This window comes from Mycobacterium sp. 1245111.1, assembly GCF_001673405.1.
Classification (GTDB): domain Bacteria; phylum Actinomycetota; class Actinomycetes; order Mycobacteriales; family Mycobacteriaceae; genus Mycobacterium.
On sequence record NZ_LZLV01000075.1, the window covers coordinates 1 to 1,651 of the forward strand.

Below are 1,651 nucleotides of genomic sequence, written 5' to 3' on the forward strand. Positions count from 1 at the left end.
CGATCGCGCTGATCGGCCTGCTGACCCTGCCGGGTTACCAGACCAGCTACAACGACCGGTTGTACATCCCGCACAACATCGCCGCGAACAAGGGATACGACGCCGCGGAGCGCCACTTCTCGCAGGCCCGGCTGATGCCGGAAGTCATGATGGTCGAGGCCGACCACGATTTGCGCGATCCCGCTGACTTCCTGGTACTCGACAAACTGGCCAAGGGCATCTTCCGCGTCCCCGGAGTCTCACGCGTGCAATCGATTACGCGCCCGGAGGGCACGGCGATGGAGCACACCTCGATCCCGTTCCAGCTCAGCATGCAGAACGCCGGGCAGGTGCAGACGATGAAGTTCCAGAAGGCCCGCATGGACGACATGCTCAAGCAGGCCGACGAACTCGAAGACACCATGAACCGGATGAGGCACATGTACGGCCTCATGCAGCAGCTCACCGGCATCACGCACAAGATGATCGGTGAGACACGCGAAATGCAGGCCGTCACCGAAGAATTGCGCGACGACGTCGCCAACTTCGAGGACACCTGGCGGCCGATCCGCAGCTACTTCTACTGGGAGAAGCACTGCTACGACATCCCGATCTGTTTTTCGTTCCGGTCCATCTTCGACGCGGTCGACGGCATTGACGAGATCGACGACAAGTTCCAGATACTGATCAACGACTTCAGTCAGCTGGATGCGCTGATGCCCCAGTTGCTCACGGACTTCCCGCCGATGATCGACAGCATGGAGAACATGCGGACGATGATGCTGACGATGCACAGCACCATGTCCGGGATCTTCAATCAGATGGACGACATGAGCTCCAATGCGAATGCGATGGGTCACGCGTTCGACCAGGCCAAGAACGACGATTCGTTCTATCTGCCGCCAGAAGTGTTCCAGAACAAGGACTTCAAGCGCGCGTTGAACAACTTCTTCTCGCCGGACGGCAAGGCGGTGCGGCTGATCATCTCGCACGAGGGCGACCCCGCCACCCCCGAGGGCATCAGCCACATCGCGCCGATCAAGAAAGCCGTGCACGAGGCGATCAAGGGCACGCCCTGGGAGGGCGCCAAGGTCTATCTCGGCGGCACAGCCGCGACCTATAAGGACATGCACGACGGCTCCAACATCGACCTGTTGATCGCCGGGATTGCGGCGGCCACCTTGATTTTCGTCATCATGCTGGTGATCACCCGAAGCGTGGTGGCGGCCGTCGTGATTGTCGGCACGGTGCTGCTCTCGCTGGGCGCGTCGTTCGGGCTCTCGGTACTGCTCTGGCAGTACATCCTCGGCATGAACCTGCACTGGATGGTCTTGGCAATGGCGATCATCCTGCTGCTGGCGGTCGGCTCGGACTACAACCTGCTCTTGATATCCCGGTTCAAAGAAGAGATCCACGCCGGGCTCAAGACGGGCACGATCCGCGCGATGGCCGGTTCCGGGTCGGTGGTGACCTCGGCCGGGCTGGTGTTCGCCGCCACCATGGCCACGTTCGCCTTCAGCCCGTTGAAGGTGATGGGTCAGGTCGGTACGACGATCGCGCTGGGTCTGCTGTTCGACACCCTGATCGTCCGGTCTTTCATGACGCCGTCGCTGGCCACACTGCTCGGACGTTGGTTCTGGTGGCCGCAACATGTCCGCCCACGACCGGCAAC

1 protein-coding gene is annotated in these 1,651 nt (G+C 61.3%); it reads left to right on the top strand.

The window, feature by feature from the left end; translation table 11 throughout:
• Positions 1–1,651: RND family transporter (locus A5658_RS12035; protein WP_156751404.1), on the top strand; the 1,651-nt coding region annotated here is incomplete at both ends.